The following is a 21533-nucleotide window of genomic DNA, read 5'->3' on the forward strand; positions in this document are numbered from 1 at the left end:
GACAATGAAGAAATCACTCGGCCTTGTTCTGGCATTTATTGTCATTACCGGATGCGCAATGTCTTTCGGCGCGGCCGCCCAGGAACGCGACGTGGGGTCTAAATGCACGCAGTGGAATGCACATCGCGTCCTCTTCAAAAAAGGTGAAGGCAAGATATCCGAGGAATCCGCGAAGGCCCTGGCAGCTTTCGTCAAGGATGCTGGGCATGATTGCGGCTACCGGCTCTACGCAACGGCGAGCAAGGAAGGCAACTACAACAAAGCCTACGACATCGCTGGTCTCAGGCTCGATGCAACCGGCGATTTTCTCAAGGCGCAAGGCGTCAAGCCCGAAATGGTGCTGGTGCTTTCGCATTGGGTTGACGACGGCGCCGCCGACACCAATACGGCGCGGAGCGCGATACTGTACACGCTGCCAAAGCAAGGCATATCTTGCCGGCAATATGAGAAGCGCAGCCCTGTGCAGGTCGACCTGTTTTTCTATAGCCAGTCCTATGTGATTTCACCGCGGGTCAAGGCCGACCTCGAGAAGTTCGCCGCCAGCATCCGAGACTCACGTTGCAATGTCGAACTGACGGCTCTCGCGGCCATGGAACTCACCGGCGCCGACGCTGCAAAGACAAACAAGGAACTGGCCAAGCAGCGCCTGAAGGCGGTCGAGGATATCTTGACCGCAGCCGGGATCGACAGCGATCGTCTGGTAGACACGAAAGTCGAGTACGTTGGCGACCAGAAGCCGAACGGCGTTCGCAGTCGTCTGGCGACCGCGTCCCTGATGTAACAGCTTGCCAGATTGGCTGACCCGCGACGGACCCGCAACGATGTGGGGCTACGGCGCACCACACCTGACGCTGGACGGCTGGAAGGCACACCTCGACCAGTTACTCGCGATCGGCACGGGCAAGGTCCATGGCGGGCGTGGGGATTCCCTGCCGGTGGCCGAGGCGGCCCAGCAGATCGCTATGTCGACAAGCCGACGAGATCGTCACCGCCTTATCAACCACGGCGTCAATGACGGCCCAGGGATCTGGTGGGCTTTTCTGCTGGGGCAGGTGTTGAATGTGGGCCGATCATACGTCCGCGATCAATCCGCCGCAGCTCGGCGGCCTTGTCCACCCGTTGCAGCCCGCCGACGTCACGAAATGACGGACGGGCACCTCCACAGGTTGCCTCTTCACGCCAGCACGCCTGTGCCACCGTCGCTGCCTAAGAGGCGGCGACGGTGGCCGCTTGAAGCAGAACCCGCGCGCCGGTAACCGCGTAGGCAGGCTCCACATATTCCGCCTCGTTGTGGCTCAGCCCGTCACGGCACGGCACAAAGATCATCACGGCAGGCGCCACCCGGGCGAGGAACAGCGCGTCATGGAATGCACCCGAGATCATCTGTTTGTGCGGCAGCTGTAGGGTATTGGCGGCCTCCTCGACGGTTTTGACCATATCGGGAGAGAATGCCGCCCCCGGCATGTCGAACTTCAGCCTATATGTCCGTCGTCTCCGACCGCATCCGCCGCGAACTCGGCCGGCCGATCGGCATCAATGTGCTTGCCAATGCCTCCATTCCCGCGCTGTCGATCGCCAGTGCCTCCGGTGCAGCCTTCGTGCGCGTCAATCAATGGGCCAACGCCTATGTCGCCAATGAGGGCCTTATCGAAGGCGAAGCGGCGCGCGCCATGCGTTTCCGCGCTAGGCTTCGGGCCAACGGTATCCGCATCTTCGCCGACGCGCATGTCAAGCATGGCGCCCACGCGATCGTCGGCGACCGGCCGATCGAGGAGCAGGTCAAGGACCTCGTGTTCTTCGATGCCGACGCGGTGATCGCCACCGGCCAGCGCACTGGCCACGCCGCCGACCTCAGTTACATCAGGATGATCAAGGACGCCGCCGGACTGCCGACGCTTGTCGGCAGCGGGGTGACACCCGACAACGCCAACGATATCTTGGACATCGTCGACGGCGTCATTGTCGCCAGCTCGCTGAAACATGATGGAGTGTGGTGGAATCAGGTCGATCCGCAACGGGTGAAGGCCTTCATCCGCGGCCTCAAGCGGTGACTTTAGTGTCGGAGATGAGATCGACGGCGAGCGGCTGCTGGGCCGGCTCGATGCCTTCGCCCGGATCGGCGCGACGCCAGCCGGTGGCGTAAACCGACAGGCGTTCAGCATCGAGGATCGCGGCGCCCGGCGCCTGTTGGCGGAATTGGCGCTCGCGCGCGGCTTCGCGGTTTTCCAGGACGCCATGGCAAACCTTTTCATCCGCCGCGAGGGCACGGATGCCACCCTGCCGCCGCTGCTTATCGGCAGCCACCTCGACAGCCAGCCGACCGGCGGGCGCGAGGCAATGGCGAAGCTGATCCAAACGGCAGACGCGAGGCGCATCGCTTTCGTCGAATGTGCCCGCACTCGTGCACCAACGCGAAAGTTGCATGTGGCAGGGGCGCTCAACTCTCGGCAATAAGACGGCCCGCCGCTCTCGGCCCAGACGCGGCGGGCTTTTGCTTTGCAGATGCACCCGATCGAGGGCTGGCGCAATCCATTGATCCGAAGACTACAGCAGGATGTGGGCCTTGTGCCCGATCAGACCAGCCAAGATGATTATCACCGCCAAAACCACTGCCCATGAACAGGTTGCGGGCGACAAGCGCCTTTTCTCCCCGCGTACCGCTTGATCTCGCCAGCGCTTAGCCTGGTCAGCCCCTATGTTCATCTTGATCATCGGTTCGGTTGCCTTATCCACCACAGCAGGAAATCGCCGCGACATGCGCCAGCGCAGGGGAAGGGTTTGCCTGCCCGTTCCGGCTGAGTCGGCGCACCGTCTTAAGCTGAACTTCGGAAAAATTCGTCAAAGCGACAGTTGACGACAAGCTGATCTGGCCCTGTCTCATTCTCGTGGCCTCGCGCTTGTCGCCAATTACATCTACGACAACATTATCCGGTCCCTGCTGCGGCATCGGCCTTCATCTCGCCGCACACAAGAGGGCGTGACACAGTCGTAGGTGAATTCAATCGAGGGAACTGGCTGACTTGGCGCCCTACTCCGCCGGGGTCTTCTCGAGCACCGGCGCAGTTTTCCGGCCAAAGCGCTGGACGACGAAGCGGCCCGCCTTCTGGCCGGGGACCTCGATCAGAGTGTAGGTGATCCAGGACAGCAACGTCACCGTCGGCAGCACAACGGCAACGACGATGGCGAAGCGCAGCGGCGCCGACAATTCGTGGCCGAACTCACTGATGACGAACGCCCCGACGGGCTGCAGCACCAGCAGATGGATCAGGTAGATGCTAAAGGAAAGCTCGCCCATCAGGTGGAAGAACCGGTTGCTGAGCGTCACGGCGATCGCTCGCGCCAGCGTTCCCGCCCTTCCAGGCAGCATGCGGTAGAGAACCAGGGCAAAGAAGCCCGCCACCAGCGCTTCGCGCACCAGAAGCTTGCCCAGCCCCTGATCGCCGCCAAAGGGCAGCGCCGCCAGCAGCAGCGCCAGTGCCAAGTACAGGATAGATCGCGGCTGGCTCTGATGCACGACTCCGGCCAGCAGCATCCCGCACAGGAATATCTGCATCTTCAGCGGCAGAAAGGACGGCATCGGAAAATGGATCGACAACAGCCGCATCGCAAACACGATGACGCAGCCGGCCGCCGCGACCACAAGGGCGCTCCTGATCCAGTCCAGCCTGCGCACCAGCAGCATGACGGCCGGGAACACGGCATAGAACTGCATCTCCAGCCCCAGGCTCCAGTCAGGCAGCGGCGTGCGATAGGCGAGGCTCGGCACCAGCCCAAACAGGAAGGTGAGATGAGCGACGATGTTTTTCAGGCTGCCGTCGAGGTAGCGTTCCGGCGCCTGGTGCGATCTGGAGAGGAAATCGTCGATGATGATCCTGCAATCGTAGAGATAGGGGCCAAGCGCCAGCGCCAGGAAAAGCATGACATAGAACAGCGGCGCGATCCTGAAATAGCGGCGCGTCCAGAATTTCAGCCAGGTTTCCGGTCTTTGCCAAGGCTCCTTTTCCTGGCGCAGCTGATAGTGGAACACCATCAGGAAGCCGGACAGCATGATGAACAGGTCGACGCCGAGATCCGGCTCGCCGACGATCGGAATTTGCCAGCCGGTCAAAAGCATGCAGTGCCCGACCAGCACCCAGATCGCCGCAAGCGCGCGAAGCCCGTCCAGGCATTCGATGCGCGACGACCTAATGATGCTGTTTTCGTAGCTAGCCATGTTGCACTGCAGCATGGCGCCTGAGGAGCGATTGTCAACCCGGTGAGAGATGACGAATTGCGGTTACGATGGCGGATGCCGAATTGTGCCGATCTCCTCGCCGGACAATAGGCTGAACGGACAGGCAGCTTTCAGGAAACCGTCAGCGCGGCCTGAACGACCGAAATGAGGCGCATTGCTGACCGGCAGCCTTGGGGCCGGGACCAGTAAGTCCGCTTGTGGCCAGTTAAGAACGACAGAGGCCGATCTCGACCCACATCAGCCATGCGGCAACATCCGGTTTCGCACAAGGCTGAGCCATGAGGGCAATGTCTTCAAAACGACGTGGTTGCATTATCGCTGTCCAGTAGGCCAAGCATGCTCGCATTCGAAACGCCAGTCGAATACGCTCAGCGAAGCTTTGAGCTAGGGAGGCAGGACAACCGCACATGGAGCGAAGGCTTACCGCGATCCTTGCTGCCGACGTGGTCGGTTACAGCACGCTCATGGGCGAGGATGAGGTCGGCACGCTCGAACGACTGAAGGGTTGCCGTCGAGAACTGGTCGACCCCGCGATCAAGGAATTCCACGGTCGGATTATCAAGCTCATGGGAGACGGGGCGCTGGTCGAATTCGCCAGCGTCGTTGATGCCGTCCAATGCGCTGCCGCGATTCAGCGCCGGATGGCTGTCCGAGACCCGGGCACCTCCGACCCCCGCCACATCCGGTTTCGCATCGGCGTCAATCTCGGTGATGTCATCGTAGAGGAAAATGACATCTACGGCGATGGCGTCAACATCGCCGCGCGCCTCGAGGCTATGGCCGAGCCGGGGGGTGTATGTATCTCCGGAACCGCATTTGATCATGCCGTTCACAAGGTTGATGTCGGCTTTGCCAGTCTTGGCGAGCAGCGCCTCAAGAACATCGCCGATCCGGTTCGCGCCTATCGACTGCTGCTGGATCCCGCAGCATCGGGAAAGGTCACGGCCGCGCCACACCGGCCGAGCTCGCGCGTCATCATCCTGGCAGGCGCCGCCGCCTTGGTGATCGCCGCGATTGCAGGCATTTTCGCATGGCAGAAGTTCTCAGTGCCATCGCGGCCATCGGTTGCCGTGCTGCCGTTTGCAAACCTCGGCGGCGATCCAGGCCAGGACTATTTCGCTGACGGCATCACCGAGGATCTGATCACCGACCTCACCAAGCTGTCCGGTCTGGACGTCATCGCGCGCAACTCGGTGTTCGCCTACAAGAACAAGCCTGCAGCGCTGGCGGACGTCGCGCGCGACCTTGGCGTCCGCTTCGTTGTCGAGGGGAGCGTCCGCCGCACCGGCGAGCAGATCCGCCTCAATGCCCAGCTCATCGATACGGCAACGGGCGACAATCTGTGGGCCAACCGGTTCGACCGTGGCATGGCCGGCGTGTTTGCCGTCCAACACGAGATGAGCGGCGAGATCGCCAAGGCGCTTGGCATGCAACCTTCGGCAGCGGAAAGCGAGCGCATGGCGCGGCCGCCGACCGAAAACCTCGAAGCCTACGACTTCTATCTTCGTGCCGAGCAGACAGCACGGACCGGTCGGCGCGACGGCCTGCGGGAGGCGCTCACGCTCTACGACAAGGCCGAGCAGCTCGACCCCGCTTTTGCGGAAGCCTTCGCGGCGGATGCAAGCACGACGGTGTATATCTGGCGTGAATCGTTCAATGACATCATGCAGAGCGCACCTGCGCGCAAGCGCGCCTATGAGAAGGCGAGCCGAGCTTTGCAACTCGACCCTGACCTTTCGTCGCCCTATGCTATTCTTGGGATCATGCAGGTCGTGGATCGCCGCTACGAGGAAGCCATCGCTTCGGTCGAGCGAGCCGTCGCACTCGGCCCCGGCGATGCTGAGACGCAAATAGCCCTGGGATACGTGCAACTGTTCGCCGGCAGTCATGCTGAGGCTGCCGAAGCGGTCGAGACGGCGCTCAGGCTCGATCCCAACCTTTCACCTGTAAACCGGCAAATTGCCGGTCTGGTCTTTCTAATTCAAGGGAGCAACGACAGGGCGATCGAGGCCCTCGAACGCACCCGCGACGATGCGCCGTCAGTCGGAGATTTCACGATCACGCTTGGTGCCGCCTACGCCCGCGCCGGCCGCCTGCAGGATGCCAGGGCGGCAGTGGCCGAGGGGCTAGGTGCCATGTCCACACCAGGTTTCGATTCATTGTCCGCATACCGACTCAACGGTGCCCAATATCGTAACCCGCAGGATTTGGCTCTCATCGTCGACGCGTTGCAGCAGGCGGGCTTGCCCGAATGGCCGTTCGGTTTCACCGGCGATGAGCACAACCGCTTGAAGGGCAAGGAGATCGCCTCGCTGGTGCTGGGCCATACTCTGCAGGGTCAGCTTGAGCCCGGTCTCCAACCAGCCTTCCTCCAGATCGGGAGCGACGGCAAGGCAGCCTTCCGCTCCACGACGCGGCTGGTCACCGAGACCGTCCGTGTCGATGGCGACTTATTGTGCGAGCTGAGCGAGAATATGTTCGGGCGCCCCGACTGTGGACCCGTCTATAAACGCGGCGACGATGGAGGCGGCGGCTATTCCTTCGTCAACTCAAGCAAGGTGTTTCACTTTACGGTTGTTCAGTAGAAGCACACGCGCGTCATAACGGACGCACACACTCGCGTCCGATGCGGGACTAGAATAGGCTGCGCGAAGCCGCTTGATCGACCAAGGAGGGCGCAGGCAGGTATGGAGCGAAGGCTTACCGCGATCCTTGCTGCCGACGTGGTCGGTTACAGCACGCTCATGGGCGAGGATGAGGTCGGCACGCTCGAACGACTGAAGGGTTGCCGTCGAGAACTGGTCGACCCCGCGATCAAGGAATTCCACGGTCGGATTATCAAGCTCATGGGAGACGGGGCGCTGGTCGAATTCGCCAGCGTCGTTGATGCCGTCCAATGCGCTGCCGCGATTCAGCGCCGGATGGCTGTCCGAGACCCGGGCACCTCCGACCCCCGCCACATCCGGTTTCGCATCGGCGTCAATCTCGGTGATGTCATCGTAGAGGAAAATGACATCTACGGCGATGGCGTCAACATCGCCGCGCGCCTCGAGGCTATGGCCGAGCCGGGGGGTGTATGTATCTCCGGAACCGCATTTGATCATGCCGTTCACAAGGTTGATGTCGGCTTTGCCAGTCTTGGCGAGCAGCGCCTCAAGAACATCGCCGATCCGGTTCGCGCCTATCGACTGCTGCTGGATCCCGCAGCATCGGGAAAGGTCACGGCCGCGCCACACCGGCCGAGCTCGCGCGTCATCATCCTGGCAGGCGCCGCCGCCTTGGTGATCGCCGCGATTGCAGGCATTTTCGCATGGCAGAAGTTCTCAGTGCCATCGCGGCCATCGGTTGCCGTGCTGCCGTTTGCAAACCTCGGCGGCGATCCAGGCCAGGACTATTTCGCTGACGGCATCACCGAGGATCTGATCACCGACCTCACCAAGCTGTCCGGTCTGGACGTCATCGCGCGCAACTCGGTGTTCGCCTACAAGAACAAGCCTGCAGCGCTGGCGGACGTCGCGCGCGACCTTGGCGTCCGCTTCGTTGTCGAGGGGAGCGTCCGCCGCACCGGCGAGCAGATCCGCCTCAATGCCCAGCTCATCGATACGGCAACGGGCGACAATCTGTGGGCCAACCGGTTCGACCGTGGCATGGCCGGCGTGTTTGCCGTCCAACACGAGATGAGCGGCGAGATCGCCAAGGCGCTTGGCATGCAACCTTCGGCAGCGGAAAGCGAGCGCATGGCGCGGCCGCCGACGAGCAATCTCGAGGCCTATGATTACTATCTACAAGCCGAGACGGCGTCACGCAGCGTCCTGCAGGCCGGGCTGCGGGAGGCGCTTGCGCTCTACGACAAGGCGGAGGAGCTTGACCCCGCCTTTGCCGAAGCCTTCGCGGCCGACGCGCGCACCACAATCTATATCTGGCGGGAGGCCTTCAACGACGTCATCCAGAGCGCGCCAGCACGAAAGAGAGCATATGAGAAGGCGAGCCGAGCTTTGGAACTCGACCCTGACCTTTCGTCGCCCTATGCTATTCTTGGGATCATGCAGGTCGTGAATCGCCGCTACGAAGATGCGATTGCCTCTGCCAAGAAGGCTGTTTCAATCGGTCCGGGCGATGCAGAGGCGCAAGCAGCCCTTGGATATGTTCAGTTCTACGCCGGCAATCATGCCGAGGCAGCCACTGCGGTCGAGACGGCGCTCAGGCTCGACCCCGACCTCTCAGCGATCAACCGGGAAACTGCTGGGCTGGTTTTTCTGCTCCAGGGCAATGTCGAGAAAGCGATCGAGACTCTCGAGCACACACGCGACGATGCGTCCACGGTTGGCAACTTTCGGTTTACGCTCGCTGCGGCGTATGTCCGCGGCGGCCGCCTACCGGATGCGAAAGCCGCAATCGCCGAGGGGCTCCGCCTCGTAGCAGGGTCCAGCTACGTGGACTCTTTGGCTGGGTGGGAGATGACTCATGCACATTTTCGGAATCCGCAGGATCTGGCGATACTCGTCGCCGCACTGCGCCAGGCGGGCCTCCCCCAATGGCGCTTCGGCTTTACCCCGGCCGAACAGGACCAGTTAAAGGGTGCCGAGATCGCGTCCCTCGTCATTGGCCATACACTGCAAGGCCAGATCGAACCCGGTCTCCAACCAGCCTTCCTTCAGATCGGAAGCGACGGCAAGGCGGCCTTCCGCTCTACGACGCGGCTAGTCACCGAGACCGTCTACGTCGATGGCGATCTGTTGTGCGAGCAGAGCGAGAACCTGTTCGGTCGCCCCGACTGTGGTCCCGTCTACAGACGCAACGACGCAGCCGGCAAAAGCTACTCCTATGCCAATACAAGCAAGGTGTTTCACTTCACCGTGGTTCGGTAGACGCACACGCGCGTCTCAATGATAGTGATCGAGTTCCAAATTGGCCGCGACCTTCGGCCAGTTGGCATCGGCTTTCGGGATATTTTCAGCTGCATGCGCGGCGAAATCATCCGCATTGTCGACGTCGTAGATCAGGTAGAGCTTGCCGTTGATAATCTTGAATGCCTCAGGATCGACATTGACCGTGACCCCCCCGCCCACGACTTCGCCGGCGCAGTACCCGCCATATTGAGGAGCGTACTTGACCGGTTCGCTCATGAACATTTCCTGGTGTTTCTTGCTGGCGAAATGCCAAGGTGTCCCCAGCCATTCATAAGTGAACTCTTCGGAGCCCTTCACGGCCTTGCCGTCAGTGAAGTAAGCGACCGTGTCGTAGCCCATGATCGCCACACCACCAAAATAGCCGGTGTTTACCGAATCGTCGGCACATGCCGATCCCGCGCCGGCGACCACAGCTACCGCGACCAGGGCAGCCGTCCCCAAACTCCGAACCAGTCGTGGCTTGATCATCGTGCTCATCTGTATCCTCCGTTAATCGTGGATCTCGGCGCACTTCGCCGCGTTCGCCTCGCCAAGAATTTTGGCTTGGCAGGTAGCACCATGGCGTTTGAAAAGTCGTATGATATCCGTGTTGCCCTTCCAGAATGCGCGCGTTATCGGCATGTAGCCATGCCCCTCGGCATGGTTCACATTGGCACCTTTCGCAATGAGGAACTCGGCCAGTTCAATGTGGTTTTCCTCGCCGGCCACCAGCAACGGCGTAGCACCCGCCTTGTTGGCGGCATCGTCGAGCACCGCGCCTTTTTCCAGCAGCAGCTTGGCGATCGGCAGGCTGCCCGAGAAGGCCGCCGCATGAAGCGGGGTAAAGCCGCCCGAGTTACGCGCCATGATGTCGGCACCCTTGGCCAGCAAGAAGTCGGCGATTTCCGGCTGGTTATCGAGCGCTGCAGCGATGAGCAGCGTTGCCTGGTCGCGCGCCCGGCTGTCGACGTCGGCACCGCCTGCCAGGGCTTGCTCCACGGCACCCTTGTCGCCGGCGGCGATGGAGTCGAACAACTGCTCACCTGCGGCTGCTGTTGTAGCCGTCAAAACCAGCATTCCAAGTGCCAGCAATCCGCGCATTGTGCAAGGTAGCATATTAGCTTGTGGTCATACAAGCTGTCCTGGGCACATCAGGTGGATCCAAGGCGGACGGCGCGGCCAGACATAGCGAACGCGGCCCAGGGCGGGAAGGCGTTAGTGCTACTGGCTTCGTCAGTACGGCACCAATCCAGGCTGAATTTTGAAGAGCGTCGATTACCGAGGCGCCGAGCGGCGTCGAGCGTAACCGCCTGTTGCTCCGTTGGGATAGCCGGTAAGCGCAAAGGTGGCCGTTGGCGGAAGTGTCCGCTTTCGGATGCAACTATGGCTTGCTCAATGACCGACATGGGGCGCAAAGCTGCCATTCGTAACCGGCGTACACATAGGAAGTGCATAGGACATTTCAGGAAAAAGCCCATTCCTCATCGGTCGGCGCAATCAGCCCGTTCCGCAACCGGCTGTGAAGTTCATGCCACGACGGATCAGTCACGAAGCCTCTCATGGTTCCACATGCCTCGGCGAAGGAAATGTCGCCCAGGCGGTCGATAAGACCACTCAATCCACGGTTCCTGCCATTTAGGAATAGTTCGAGCGGATCATCGTCACACTCAATTACCCGATGTCCCCAGGCACCCGGTATGTCCTCGTTTGCGAGAGCCTGCCGAAGATCTTCATCCACACCTGCGGCCTTGAGCGCCCGGCAGACGACATAGCGCATCAGGGGGTAGTAGATCGGCTGATAGCTGCCTCCAAGCGCGCGCACGCCGGGCAGGATCGACAAAACCAGAAACATCAGCAGGAGATTCGGGACAAGGCTGCGGTTTGCCAGCCGCTCGAGAATGTCGGGGGCTGTGAAGCACGCCACCTTCATACCGGTCGCAGGATCGATGAGTTCGCCGGCGATCAGACGCAACGGACGGCGTTTGCCATTTTCATAGAACCAGAAGAAATCAGTACCCCGAGCGAGCCAGCCACTCCACGGGCCAGACGCGAGTCCGTCGAGGCCGGCAAGGATGTTGGAAGCGAACTTCGGGTCTTCCAGCAGTCTCATGCGTAGCCAGGAATTTTCCTCCGACAGATGGTTGGCCACCAGGTCGGCAACATCCTCGTCGTCGATCTGCAGGAAGGCGAAGCGGCCTCCGAACATTTTTGGCCAAAGGATGAGATTGGCTGCCTTGATGGCGTGCGCGGGCCGCTCGAATTGCGTCTTCGGCAGAAGGCTACGAAGCAGCGTGAGCGCGTCTCCGCCAGTGCTTGGCTCCGTCGGTAACAACTCGAACCTGTAAGGTCCCGGCCCGGCTAGCAGGCTGTATCCGATCATCCGGCTTCGGCTCAGGCCAAAGACGTTGACCGGCTTGCCGTCAACGGTGATCCAGCCTGGTCCCTTGCGTGGCTTTTCGACGAGACTCACCGTCGAAACGGCGTAGGAAACGTAGGTCGAACAGCCATGCGCCGAGAGACCAAGGAGGCTGAAGATATGCGTATAATAGGCTTCCGGCTCCAGGAGGAGAAACAAATGAGGGCCTGTCTGCAACACGCGGCGCCTTTGGAAATCCCTGCAGATTTCCAAGGCGGTATCGGCAGACAACCCGTTTCGTGTCGCTGCCTTCCTGATGATGTCGAGTAGTTTGGTGAAGGCTCGGAGCCGGATTTCTGGCATGGGAACCGAAGCCGGCGCCGTAAACAGGCGAAACGCATAATCACGGATCGGCCGGGAATGGTATGGGCTCATCCAGGGGTAGAGTGCCGTCAGCGACCCCAGGACTGCCTGTTTCGCATCTACGCCTGCTGTTAGCTCTTCCACCTCACGTTTCACCTTTTTCTCGTGTCTGAATTACACCCACGCTCAAACACAAAATACTGACGAGGAGCGCCACGCCAAAGCTCAAGAAAATCGTCGAAGGAAATGCTCGATCTCCGACAGCGGCGGCGATGCCGAAGATGAGTAACCCGAGCACCACGGCCACACTATGCATAATGCCTTTGGCCCGGCCCAAAAGATAAATGGATACATGCGACTGCAATGTGACTTCAACGCTGACGCGTCCAAGATTGTATAGAAATCCGAGCGCGACAAAAAGGATCACTGTCCAGGGCGTGGGCAGAGATGCCAGCGCCATGAGTACCAGCGCCGTTAAGCCCAAAAGCATGAGATGCCGCACGTGGGTACTCATCGCTCTTTCAATCCGGAATAGAGAGACCGCACCGATCAGTGAGCCCGCCGACCATGCAGCCTCAAGGTAGCCGAAATCCGCGGCAGTACCCTTCTGCTCCTGGAAGACGAAGCTAGATCCCATGACGCTGACAAGCACCGCGCTTGTGTAGAGAAGCGCGTAGACGCCGATGAGACGACGCAGGCTTGGATCTAATTGTGCTGCCGAGATTTTGGCGAAGCGGACATCACGCGAAACCGGTTGCAGCCGCATCAAGGCTAGGCAGCCCGATGAAAACAAAAAGAAGGCAGCAATAACGGTGAATGGCAGGACTGGGGAGCGATCATGCAGCAAAGGCCCTGCAAGCAAAGCTGCGCCGAGATTGCCGACCTGCATGACGAAGAAGACGGCGGAATTCGAGGCTACAAGATCGCGGCCGTCAGCTATCACGGGGATCATTGATTGAGAGCTTGTAAGCGCGACACGGTCGCAAAACGAAAAGAGGGCCGCTGACAGACAGATAATCACAAACACGTCCATGTCGAGAAGCGCGCAAGCGGTAGCCAGCATAACGACGAAGCGGCTGAGGTCTGCCGCAACGTTCAAGCATCGCCTGTCAAATCGATCCGCCGCTACACCGGCCAGAGGGCTCGCGATGAATTCGACAACGCTGACGATCGCAAGGAACGTCGCCACGCCGGCGGTTCCGTACCCTCGCTCGACGAGAATCCAGGCGGAGGCGATGTAGTAGCCGTTTCGGGCAACGGCCGCCGATAGCGTGCTGGCCAGGAATCCGAGGCAGGGACTGGACCGGCCGGCCCGTCCTTTGCCATGATGAACTCGAACCAGGTTTGACATGAGCGGCGTATCCGGCTGACCGCCGATGGATACCGTCTTCCGCCAAGCCTGCTTTACTGTGATGTTGGGGTTTTCCGATACTTGCTGAGAACCGACAAGCGGCGGGCTAGATTCTGCAGTTACGACGAAACTCCGTCGGGACCGCGCCGAATGCCCGCTTAAAGGCGGTCGTGAAATGGCTCGAGCTGCCGAAACCACATTCCATCGCGATTTCCGTCGCCGACAGACTGGTCGATCGCAGCATGTCCGCGGCCTGCTCCAGCCGTCGCTGCGCAATGAATGCGTGCGGCGTCATGCCTGTCGACTGCTTGAAGGCCCTCCAGAAATGGAACCGGCTAACCCCAATTTCTTTCGCCAGATCGGCGAGCGTAGGTCTGCCGTCCGACAACGTCTCGATCATGTCCACCGCCCGCTTGAGATCGAACGATGACAAACCGCCTTTTGCCGGCTCCTGATGGAAGCCGTTCAACCTCAACATTTGGCCGAGCAATTGCGTGGCGTGGCACTCCACCATCGTTGCGCTGATGGGGTCAGGCTGCTTGAGCTCCAAGGCAATCCTCTGCAACGCCAACTCTACAGTGCCGTCCCGAAACCCGATCGACGGCGGCAGCACTGCCGGGCGATGGCGAGCCGTTCCCGCAAACACATCGTCGGCGAACTCTTTTGCAATCGAGACCAGGAGGTAGGAAGCGGTCGCGTCCCCCTCGTCCCACCCATTCCAATCACTGCCGGCGGGCATGAAGATTATCGAACCGGCCCGGCGCGGCAAAAAGGCAATCCGGCGCCCATCCACGATGTCTTCTCCGCGGCACGCCGTGCCCTTCAGGTTCATCAGGAACAAATGGTTTGGCTGCAGGATTCTTGTTTCCTGGCGCTCAAGCCCGGTTCTTTTGACCACGTCCGCCCGTACGCTGCCCCAATTCTCATACTTGTGGGCAAGCGATTGGTGGCGTGACCGGCGGTTCTCGGTCGGGTCGAGGGCAAGAGTATTCACGTATCCGCAGCCTCCTTACTGGCGAGCGGCCAGTCGTCGCATGATGTGGCGAACCATGGGTTGCTGAACAACACGCAAATAACTCTGGATTGGTAGAAGATGTGACTTTAGCGAAAAAATGGCAAACGAGTGAAAGCCGCCTGTATCCGGCAGGCCTACCAGTTGGCTCAGCCAATACTTGAGCCCGGTGAAATATTAGACCCCACTTATCTTGGTGGAATTTCCCCCATCGACGTATCGGCATCTCACCAATGGAACGGTGTTGGAGGCATACTGCGATGCGTGGACTCGACGACTTTCTGGCTGAGTGCGACCACGGCCCACGGATCAACGGACTGGCAGGCTTTTTCGCCGCGACCGCCGCTGGCAAGAGCGGGATGCCAATCCGCAAGCCCGTCGCGGACGCCCGCCTTCTGCCGAGCGATGAACTGCTGCACGGCTTGGTCAGCCTGCATGCGGCACGACAAGGTTTTTTCGACCAGCACTACCACGGCAGCATTCCCTACAGATTGGAGGAAGAGTGCCGGATGGCCTACGCAGTGCTGAAATACGCACGGCATCGTGGTGGTCCGCTTTCGCTATATAGCCTTGGAACAGCGGAAGGCACGATGGCGAGGACACTGTCGGAACTGTCCGATGGGCAGGTACGCTCACTGTCGTGCAGCCCGAACGCGGAGAATTACAAATGCTTCATGGCTTATGGCCAACCACCGCACGCCGACTTTTTCATTGGTCCCTTCCATCATTTGACAAAGGACGTCCTGGGCTCGGATCCGCGACTGGCAAATTTTGCCCACGGGTTCGACATCATTCTCGAAGATACCACCTTTCAGATGTACTCGCCCAACAGAGCAAGCCAGATCGAGTTCGTGACACAGCACCTCAAGCCGGACGGAATCTTCGTCTTCGTCGAGAAGTTCCGGGCAACCGAGGAGCCGGACTACAGGCGTCGCGAATACCAGAAGGATTTCGGCTTCAAGGCGCGCTATTTTCCCCCAGACGAAATCGAGAAAAAGCAAACCCTCGTTCTGAATACGATGTTCGGCAATGAGGTGACTTTGGCAAAGATGGCTGACGCCATACGCGCGCATTTCAGCTACTGCGCCCTGACCTGGAACAGCGGAAATTTCTGTAGTCTCGCGGCGAGCAATAGCGAGGAAAACCTGAACCGATACCTTTCCCAGATGGCCGCTCCGGCCATTCCGCACGAGTACGTCTACGAAACGAGCTTGTGTCCGCCCCTGCCCGTTAGCGTCCCTGCCGCGCAGGAATAGGCTCCTCAGCCTTGGGACAGGTCGACAACACGTTGCGTCGTTTGGACCATGTCTTCGCGGCTGTCGACCATGGCAGCCTCAGGCAGGCCGCAAGAGTTCTCAGGGTGAGGGAATCCTGTGTCAGCCGCAACATCGTTGCTCTCGAACAATTGCTGGACATGCAGTTGTTTGACCGCGACGTCCATGGCGTTCGGCTGACCGAAGCAGGCCGGGCCTGGACTAACCTCGTCCGGGCTCATTATGAAGGGTTGCAAGATGCCATGGCCGGAGGTGGTCCTGGCGACCAGGATGCCAAAACAGTCAAGATAGGGTTGTGCGGTCAGATAGGACGGGCGTTCGTGGCGCGGCTTGTCGATCGATTTCGCGGCTTGCATCCGGACGTGAGCATCGCCATCGAGGACGTTCCCCATGATCAGTGTCTGGCGGCAATACGTCGCCGGCGCCTTGACATCGTGTTCACGCACGGGCTCGAGAACGGCGCCTTATGCCGCAGCGAGCTATTTGGACACGAGCGCTTGTTCATTCTCCTGCCCTGTTACCATCCGCTTGCTGAAAGGTCTGCGGTCACATGGGCAGATCTTGCAGATACCTGCCTGCTGGTTTCGGTCGGATCGCCGCTGGATCCGGTTTTGTTGGAAAAGATTGCCGCAGGTGGTGGCCCCGCTATTCAAATATGTCGCGCGAGCGAAGCGACGGTCATCCTCAAGGTGCAACTCGGTCAAGGCGTTACTCTGGCGGGCGAAGGTTTTGCCAGGACAGTCGCCATCGACGCTACAGTATGGAAACCCATCGACGGTCAGCACAGCATCAGTTCGATTAAGGCGGTGTGGCTGGAATCGAACCCAAAGCGTGCGCTTCTGCGCCTGGTTGGGACCGCAAGAAACCTGGTGGCCGCAACGCGACCCGGGCCTACCCCTGTCAATGGAGGAAGTTCGGGACGCCGCGGCGCGATTTCTGAAGTCACGCCATGACTGGGAGGTGCGACTGACCCGGTTTGACTTCAGTCGTCCAGCCTCTAACCACCCTCCGAACGCTTTGCCCTGGCAAAGCCTCGATCCGTCGCAATGAACCGCTCCAGCATCGCAACGATGAGGCGCGGCGCATCGGCGGGCCGTTGCCCCGCTTCGCGGCCGAGGATCTCGGCATAAGCCGTCAGATCACGGTGCAGTGCCGCAGGGAGTTCCACCATGACCTTGACAGGCTTGTCGTCAGCGATTGGCCCCAGTTTCAGCTTGGCCATTTCAGCCCCCCATAAGGTTCGAGCACGAGATCGCGTGTGACGATCACCCGCACCGGGAATCCCGGTCGGATGGTGAGCGTCGGCGCTATGTTGAGCTGCCGCTGGACGATCTGCTGGCCTGTCTGGCTGATGCTGTCGGAAGCACCCTGGCGAAGAGCGCGCATGATGTCGCTCTCCTGGCCCGATGAGCCTGCTTGCGCGCCGATGCTCAGAACCGTGGAAAGTGCTGCAGCCTTGAACAACTCGCCCCAGTGATAGTCGACGCCGTCCTCGAGACCGGCATAGCCCTCAGCGTCCGCGCCAGGCTCACGTTCAGAACGATGGAGCGGCCGTCAGGAAAAATCAGCCTGGTCCATACCAGCAACACGCGACGCTGGCCGAAGCCGACCCCATTGTCATACTGGCCGATGAGGCGCGTCCCCTGCGGAATGAGACGGATATGTCCGGTGGGGCTGTCATAGACATTCTCCGTCACCTGCGCGGTAATCTGACCGGGCAGGTCTGAGCGAATGCCGGTGATGAGGGCAGCTGCGATGACGGCGCCCGCCTGCAGGACGTTTTTCGACGCCGGCGCCCCGACGCGATCAGGTGAGACGGTTAGCTTGTCCGCCGGCTGATCAAGCAACGCGCGCTGCCGGTCCTGCGCCGAGGGCGTCGCTGGTTGCGGCGCGAGGCCAAGGCTGGCGAGCTCGGTCTGTGGCATGGTGCCTGTCGCGCCTGTTCCAGGCTGAGCGGCAGTCGCGTCGCTTGCGGGCCGCGTTTGCGTGGACGCGAACAGACGCGCGGTCCTCGCCGCTTCCAGTTCCTGCTCCCGGCGCTGCTCCTCCTGGTCCGGTCCAACGGGACCTGTCGATGGCGCGGGGCCGCCATTCTGCGCGGCGAGGATCGGGCGGCCAAGATCGCCGGGAAGCGGTGGGCCGAGCTTTGGAACGCCCGTATAGTCCTTTGGCAGACCGGCGAGCCCATCGGGCGTCGAACGATTATCGGTTGAATAGAGCTCCTGACCCTGGCCTTGCTGACGGTTCTGAAGCGCGTAAATCAGCGCACCGCCGACAGCGAGGCTAGCGGCGAGCCCCAATCCGGCCAACGCCTTGCGGGACAGACGCGTCACGCGCGACGGCTCGGCGCGCAGCCGCATGGCCGCGGCCGGCTCACCTGTCAACGGCCGGGCGTCATCCTCGACCGGTGCCTCCGGCCGGGCGTCATTCGCCGGCCCCCGGCCTTCTTTCTTCCCGGGATCCATTTTGTCGCTCATGATGACGACCCTCCCCTGCCTGTTCGGAGGTTCGTCGCTGGCGGGGTCTCACCAGGGCCATGCATCCATGAAAATCGACTGCTCCTTACCCCATCGGTGCGGGAGACGCGGACGCGCCTCTGGTTCTTGCCGGCGCCGAGGCGCAACTCGGCGGCGGCAAACATCCGGTCGACGATCATGTAGTTGCCGCGCACGCGATAGTTGACCAGCTCGGACGTGTCGCCTTCCGGCCCTACCACGAAGAGTGGCGGCATCTCACCCTGGCCGATGCCCCGCGGGAACTCGATGAACACCTGCTTGCCATCGTCGAAGGCGCGCAGCGGCCGCCACGGTGCGCGATCGCCCGTCACCTCGTAGCGGAAATTGACGCGAGAAAGATCGATGCCTGTCGAGACCGGCTGTGCAGCCTCAGCTTGCTGGTTCTGCCTGCGCAAGGCGATGAGTTGGTCCTGCGGGTATTGCCAGGAAACCGACGCCATATAGGTCGACGGCGTCGAGCGCAGTTCCATGTGATAGGTACGCCGATCGGTATTGATGACGAGATTGGTGAGAAGGTCGGCGCGCGTCGGCTTGACGAGTATGTGGACCTGCTTGGCCGCGCCCGTACCGCTCTCGGTATCGCCGATGATCCAGCGCACGGTGTCGCCGGCGGCGACGGGACCGGAACCGACGAGCTGCTCGCCGGGCTGGAGCGCGATGTCGGTGATCTGCCCCGGCGAGGCATAGACCTGATAGAGCGCGCCATCGACGAATGGATAGACCTGCATCGAGTTGATGAAGCCGTTGCGGACAGGCTGGACGCGCGCGGCCGCATTGGCCAAGTTCACGCGCGCGGTCGGATCGGTCGGTTCCGGGTCGGGCTTTGCGGCCTTGCCGACCGGCTTCAACTGGCCTGGAAGCGGCAGCGGCTTCGACAGCTCCACCACCTTGACGGGCGGTGGCGGATCGACGGCATGCACGGCCGGGACCGGATCGTCATAGGAAATCTCCGGCGGCTTCTGCCTGGTGGCGCAGCCCGCAAGCGCCGAAGTGCAAAGCAAAAGCGCTGGAAGGGCCATTTTGCGGAAGGCCGGCATTGCGTGGATGAGGAAAACCGGACGCCCCCAGGGGGCGGCTTTGCAGAGTACGGGCATCATTGTCCAAGCTCCTTCGACCAGTTGATGGCGTTGATGTAGATTCCAAGCGGGTTCTTCCTCAGCGTGTCGGCGTCGCGCGGGGGCTGGACGACAATGGTGAGGATGGCGGACCAGCGCTCCGTGGAAGCCAGTGAGCCGTCCTGATAGCGGCGTTCGACCCAGGCGATTCGGAAGCTCACCGGCGATGCGCGGATGACCGACGACACATCGACGGCGACCTGCTGCTTGCCGACCTTGGTGAACGGGTCATTGGCGCGCGCATAGTCGTTGAGAGCCAGCGCCCCGCCCTGCGTCGCGAAGTCGTAGGCGCGCAGCCAGTTCTGCCGCACGATGACCGGATCGGCGGGGATCGACCTCACCTGTTCGATGAAGTGCGCCAGGTAGAAGGCAATCTGCGGATCGTTCGGCTGATAGTCGCCGACCGCAGGTCCCACAGCCTGCGCCTGGCCGAGACGATCGACCTGCACCACCCAAGCATGATCGAGCCTTTGGCGGATTGCCAGATGAGCGCGGCCGAGAACCCCGCGGCGAGCGCCAGGCAACCGAAGGCCATGGTGCGCCAGTTGCGCGCCTGCACGCGAGCCGAACCGATGCGCTCGTCCCAGAGCTGAGCAGCGCGTTGGTAGGGGGTCTCGGGTTGTGGGGACTTGCCGTAGTGCGTGGACGGTCGTTTGAACATGCTCAGTCACTTTCAGAGAGGTTGATCGAGGAGCCGCCGCCATGGCTGTCGCCACTGCGAACGGCGTGGGCGGCGGCCTGGACGCCATGGGTCATCTGTTGCGAGCGCTTCATGCGCTTCGCCCAGGCTGGCTGACTTTCGGTTGCGGAGGACGCGACGGGTGCGGAGCCGGCTTCGGGCGCGTTCGCGCCGATTGTGCCAGCCGTGGATGACCCGCCCGTCGTCTCGAAGGCAGCGCGAGCGCCCGACTGGTAGCTGTGCTTCATGCTGCCTGCCGCATTATTGGCCGCGCGCTTCAGCGGTGAGATGGCACCTTGGGCGCCGGCTCTGATGACACCGCCGAGCCCGGATGCGACGCCGGAAAAGCCAGACTCTCCGGCCGCGCTGAGGCCGTAGGCTGTGGACGCCCTGCCCGCCATGGCGGCACCGCCACGGGCCGCCGCTGCAGCACCGCCACTGACAGCCGCGCCTCCAGACACGACTGCGCCGCCGGCCGCAGTGCCGACTGCTGCCATGCCTCCGACGGCGAGCCCAGCGCCGACCGCAGCACCCGCGCCGAGTTGCGGGCCGCCGGAGACGAGGCCGTTGGCAATGCCAGGTCCAAATATGCCAAGGCCGAGCAGCGACAACGCGGCCAGCACGATCGCCATGGCATCGTCGATCGACGGCGTGTTGCCGCTGAACCCCGCGGTGAACTCGGAAAAGAGCGTTGAGCCGATGCCGATGATGACGGCGAGCACCAGCACCTTGATGCCGGACGAGATGACGTTGCCAAGCACCCGCTCGGCCATGAAGGCGGATTTGCCGAACAGACCGAAGGGGATGAGCACGAAACCGGCGAGCGTGGTCAGCTTGAATTCGATCAGCGTGACGAAAAGCTGGATTGCCAGGATGAAGAAGGCCAGCAGCACCAGCGCCCAGGCGAAGAACATGCAGGCGATCTGGATGAAGTTCTCGAAGAAGGACCAATAGCCCATCAGGTTCGAGATCGAGTCCAGCAACGGCCGGCCGGCATCGAGCCCGGTCTGCGCCACCTTGCCCGGGCGCATGAGATCGTTGACGGTAAAACCCGTACCCGAGGCCTTCAGGCCGAGCCCGGCGAAGCTTTCGAAGACGATGCGGGCGAGATTGTTCCAGTTGGAGATGAGATAGGCGAAGACGCCGACGAATAGGGTCTTCTTGACCAGGCGCGCCATGATGTCGTCGTCCGCACCCCAGGACCAGAAGAGCGCAGCCAACGTCACGTCGATGACGATCAGGGTTGTGGCGATAAAGCCGACCTCCCCGCCGAGCAGGCCGAAGCCGCTGTCGATGTAGCGCGTGAAGACTTCGAGGAAATGGTCGATGACGCCCATGCCGCCCATGTCAGCGAGCCTCCGGCCGAGGAGGCTCGACCTGCATCGCGGGAGTGGTCACATCCATCCGCGTCCCTCCTTTCCGGTCGGCTGACGCCGGCACATCAGGGAATAACGTTTTCGGGGCAACGGCAGCAGGCGCCGTTGCCGAGTCACCTGGAGCGAGAAACCGGCGCCGGCTCTCTCCCCACGCTTTCAGACAACCGGGATCGCGAGGACCGGCCTCGCCGATCCCGGAACAGCGGCGCAATTCGAACGCGAGCGGGTCTTGTGACGCGGTGGAACGGTCCCGTGTCCCAAGGGCGTCAGGCTCATCGTCCTTGCTGCTCATCTCGATCGCGGTCACTGTCAAAGCGACCGCGATGAAGATGACCGCGCCGATGCGAGCGAGGAGCTTGCCTTCCATC

At 61.5% G+C, this 21533-nt stretch carries 15 protein-coding genes and 5 pseudogenes; 7 read left to right on the forward strand and 13 right to left on the reverse strand.

Annotated elements, in window-relative coordinates; translation table 11 throughout:
* Positions 1–4: 4 nt before the first annotated feature.
* Positions 5–781 (forward strand): OmpA family protein, encoded by a 777-nt coding sequence (locus NKI05_RS29705; RefSeq protein ID WP_084567736.1) that lies wholly within the window; start codon positions 5–7, stop codon positions 779–781.
* A 425-nt stretch (positions 782–1206) separates the two neighbouring features.
* On the opposite strand, the pseudogene NKI05_RS29710 reads toward NKI05_RS29705, so the two are convergent.
* Positions 1207–1470, reverse strand: a pseudogene (locus tag NKI05_RS29710) (M20/M25/M40 family metallo-hydrolase); the annotation flags it as partial.
* Between NKI05_RS29710 and NKI05_RS29715 the strand changes: the two are divergent.
* Positions 1470–2051 (forward strand): annotated as a pseudogene (locus NKI05_RS29715) (BtpA/SgcQ family protein); the annotation flags it as partial. The pseudogenes NKI05_RS29710 and NKI05_RS29715 overlap by 1 nt on opposite strands.
* Before the next feature lie 19 nt (positions 2052–2070).
* Positions 2071–2331, forward strand: a pseudogene (locus NKI05_RS29720) (Zn-dependent hydrolase); the annotation flags it as partial.
* Positions 2332–3028: 697 nt separating this feature from the next.
* On the opposite strand, the gene NKI05_RS29725 reads toward NKI05_RS29720, so the two are convergent.
* Positions 3029–4213, reverse strand: coding sequence for an acyltransferase family protein (locus tag NKI05_RS29725; RefSeq protein WP_352793874.1), 1185 nt, complete (start codon positions 4211–4213; stop codon positions 3029–3031).
* Between the two features lie 428 nt (positions 4214–4641).
* Between NKI05_RS29725 and NKI05_RS29730 the strand changes: the two genes are divergently transcribed.
* Together NKI05_RS29730 and NKI05_RS29735 are read left to right on the forward strand one after the other, a co-directional pair.
* A complete protein-coding gene (locus NKI05_RS29730) occupies positions 4642–6819 on the forward strand; it encodes a tetratricopeptide repeat protein (protein WP_352793876.1) in 2178 nt (725 codons plus the stop codon).
* A 102-nt stretch (positions 6820–6921) separates the two neighbouring features.
* Positions 6922–9102 (forward strand): adenylate/guanylate cyclase domain-containing protein, encoded by a 2181-nt coding sequence (locus NKI05_RS29735; protein ID WP_352793878.1) that lies wholly within the window; start codon positions 6922–6924, stop codon positions 9100–9102.
* Between the two features lie 15 nt (positions 9103–9117).
* Here the strand turns inward: NKI05_RS29735 and NKI05_RS29740 are convergent, their stop codons facing one another.
* From NKI05_RS29740 to NKI05_RS29760, 5 genes are all read right to left on the reverse strand, one after another.
* Complete coding sequence (locus NKI05_RS29740) at positions 9118–9621, reverse strand: YHS domain-containing (seleno)protein (protein ID WP_352793880.1); 504 nt, start codon at positions 9619–9621, stop codon at positions 9118–9120.
* A 12-nt stretch (positions 9622–9633) separates the two neighbouring features.
* Positions 9634–10224, reverse strand: coding sequence for an ankyrin repeat domain-containing protein (locus NKI05_RS29745; protein WP_352793882.1), 591 nt, complete (start codon positions 10222–10224; stop codon positions 9634–9636).
* Positions 10225–10585: 361 nt separating this feature from the next.
* Positions 10586–11998: a hypothetical protein gene (locus NKI05_RS29750; RefSeq protein WP_352675944.1), complete on the reverse strand. Its 1413-nt coding sequence runs from the start codon at positions 11996–11998 to the stop codon at positions 10586–10588.
* Entirely contained in the window at positions 11988–13193 is a 1206-nt protein-coding gene (locus NKI05_RS29755; RefSeq protein WP_023673783.1) for an MFS transporter, read from the reverse strand. Before NKI05_RS29755 ends, NKI05_RS29750 begins: the two co-directional genes overlap by 11 nt.
* A 106-nt stretch (positions 13194–13299) precedes the next feature.
* On the reverse strand, positions 13300–14187 hold the full coding sequence (locus NKI05_RS29760) for a helix-turn-helix transcriptional regulator (protein WP_023808432.1): 888 nt from the start codon (positions 14185–14187) through the stop codon (positions 13300–13302).
* A gap of 278 nt (positions 14188–14465) precedes the next feature.
* On the opposite strand from NKI05_RS29760, the gene NKI05_RS29765 reads away from it, so the two are divergent.
* Positions 14466–15461: a class I SAM-dependent methyltransferase gene (locus NKI05_RS29765; RefSeq protein WP_352793883.1), complete on the forward strand. Its 996-nt coding sequence runs from the start codon at positions 14466–14468 to the stop codon at positions 15459–15461.
* Positions 15462–15472: 11 nt separating this feature from the next.
* Positions 15473–16432 carry a LysR family transcriptional regulator gene (locus NKI05_RS29770; RefSeq protein WP_352793885.1) on the forward strand — a complete coding sequence of 320 codons (960 nt, stop codon included), beginning with the start codon at positions 15473–15475 and terminating at the stop codon, positions 16430–16432.
* 44 nt (positions 16433–16476) lie between these two features.
* Here NKI05_RS29770 and NKI05_RS29775 read toward each other — a convergent pair whose 3' ends face one another.
* The 6 genes and pseudogenes from NKI05_RS29775 to trbK-alt all read right to left on the reverse strand — a co-directional run bounded on the left by NKI05_RS29775 (position 16477) and on the right by trbK-alt (position 21532).
* On the reverse strand, positions 16477–16701 hold the full coding sequence (locus NKI05_RS29775; protein ID WP_023673788.1) for a DUF2274 domain-containing protein: 225 nt from the start codon (positions 16699–16701) through the stop codon (positions 16477–16479).
* Positions 16689–17956, reverse strand: a pseudogene (locus tag NKI05_RS29780) (TraB/TrbI/VirB10 family type IV secretion system protein). The gene NKI05_RS29775 and the pseudogene NKI05_RS29780 overlap by 13 nt, the downstream one beginning before the upstream one ends.
* Entirely contained in the window at positions 17953–19092 is a 1140-nt protein-coding gene (gene trbG, locus NKI05_RS29785) for a P-type conjugative transfer protein TrbG (protein WP_023697519.1), read from the reverse strand. The pseudogene NKI05_RS29780 and the gene trbG overlap by 4 nt, the downstream one beginning before the upstream one ends.
* Positions 19089–19771 (reverse strand): annotated as a pseudogene (gene trbF / locus NKI05_RS29790) (conjugal transfer protein TrbF). Before trbF ends, trbG begins: the two are co-directional and overlap by 4 nt.
* A gap of 2 nt (positions 19772–19773) precedes the next feature.
* A complete protein-coding gene (trbL, locus tag NKI05_RS29795) occupies positions 19774–21135 on the reverse strand; it encodes a P-type conjugative transfer protein TrbL (RefSeq protein ID WP_023690476.1) in 1362 nt (453 codons plus the stop codon).
* Between the two features lies 1 nt (position 21136).
* The gene (gene trbK-alt, locus NKI05_RS29800) at positions 21137–21532 is read right to left on the reverse strand and encodes a putative entry exclusion protein TrbK-alt (protein WP_031215562.1); all 396 of its coding nucleotides are present in this window, start codon (positions 21530–21532) and stop codon (positions 21137–21139) included.
* Position 21533 lies beyond the last annotated feature (1 nt).

Source organism: Mesorhizobium sp. M0771, from assembly GCF_040320155.1.
Taxonomy (GTDB): Bacteria; Pseudomonadota; Alphaproteobacteria; order Rhizobiales; family Rhizobiaceae; genus Mesorhizobium.